Source organism: Planococcus sp. CAU13, from assembly GCF_000775575.1.
GTDB lineage: Bacteria > Bacillota > Bacilli > Bacillales_A > Planococcaceae > Planococcus.
Genome location: NZ_JRGN01000177.1, coordinates 1 through 1460 on the forward strand (window position 1 = coordinate 1; position 1460 = coordinate 1460).

Sequence of the window (1460 nt, forward strand, 5' to 3'; positions counted from 1 at the left end):
CTGGAGGTACCGGATTCTTCATGCATTTTTTTCGTATAGATTGTTTTTTTGTTACACAGGGTCGCGATTTTAATGTTCAGCATCGTGATGGTAGTTAAATAAGTATAACCACATAGCATCACCGATGGTTTCAAAAGAATAATTAACTAAATGATCCAGGAAGAAGGCTGCAATATGAAGTTTATAGTCATCGTCTTCTGCCTCGTACTGTTCCATACCCAACGCCCCTAAAGCAGCTGCCATTTCCTCAGGAGTTGTCGCTTCGTTTATAGCAGCAAGAAGTCTGGCTTCAGCTTCTGTTATCATATTAATAACTTGTGTGACTTGGGCTTTTGTCTTGAATTCAGTTTCTTGATGATCAATTAATAATTTGTTTGCAACGTCCACTATATGGCTATTTCTGTAATTCAAGTTAGGACTGTTAAAATTCTTAAGCGCACTTGTCATTTCATCGATAGTTTTTGCGTCATTGATAGCCTTTACTGAAGCCGGTACAGTGATTTCTTTACCTCCGGCTTCATAAGCACGGGTTAGGAATGATGCGAACTGCGCACGCGTCGTATTTTCAAGTGGACGGAACTTTTCGACAGCTGTTACACCGTTTTCCGAAAGAATATCGATGTATTTACGAAAATGAGAGAATGCGAGGCTTTGATCTATAACACGCGAATTGATTTCCGGGAGGTCTTTCAGGCCAAACGCATTAACAAGCACCTGTGCCATCTGCTGACGGGAAATCAAATTAGCAGGCATTAATCTATTTTCAGATCCTCTAAATACTCCTGCTTTTTTAACCACGAGGGAATAAAGGACAAGTTCTGCATCCCTGTGATTTACCGGAACGTCACTGAACGGCTGAACGTCGGCATAATCTTTCAGGCTGATATCTCTGATTGTCAGACCTTCCATTGCCAGCACATATTTACCTAACGCTTTGACTGCATGCGAACGGGACATCGACTCTGCTGGTCCAAATGTTCCATTCGGATATCCGTTCATGAAACCGAGTTCCTGAGCTCTATAAATTGCAGCATGATGGGTATTTTTCGAGCTGACATCACTGAAAGTAAACTTCTGCAGTTCTTTTCCTTCAGGTTCATCCGGCTTCGGTGTGACAATTCCCTCCATGCTGTCATCGATCGGTGTATCCAAAGCTGGCTCTGCAGCGAAAGCAGCCGGTGCTGCCATCGATACGATCAACGCTGCGGATAATGTCATCATTGTCACTTTCCTTCTATTAAATGAGAATGGTTTATATGCCATCGGATTTCTCTCTCCTTTGTTTGTTTTCAAGTCCCGGTACCTATATTTCAGTTGTAAGAGTTTTTTGCTGCGATGCTTTACACACTTCTTTCATTATAGGCTTGCGTTTACATAAAAGGAATAATTTTCTTGCATTTTGTATTTGTTGTTTGGATGTATCCAGATTTCCATTTGGACCCTGTGACAGGCAAAATTAT

Annotated in this window: 1 protein-coding gene; it reads right to left on the reverse strand. The window is 41.4% G+C overall.

Translation table 11 applies throughout. The features are described 5' to 3' along the window. Window positions 1-69: 69 nt before the first annotated feature. Window positions 70-1263, reverse strand: coding sequence for an S-layer homology domain-containing protein (locus KW93_RS07485; RefSeq protein WP_081986954.1), 1194 nt, complete (start codon window positions 1261-1263; stop codon window positions 70-72). Window positions 1264-1460: the final 197 nt, after the last annotated feature.

Bases quoted from the DNA above. Each gene is read 5' to 3' on its own strand.
- KW93_RS07485 (WP_081986954.1), bottom strand. From the start codon at position 1,263: ATGGCATATAAACCATTCTCATTTAATAGAAGGAAAGTGACAATGATG.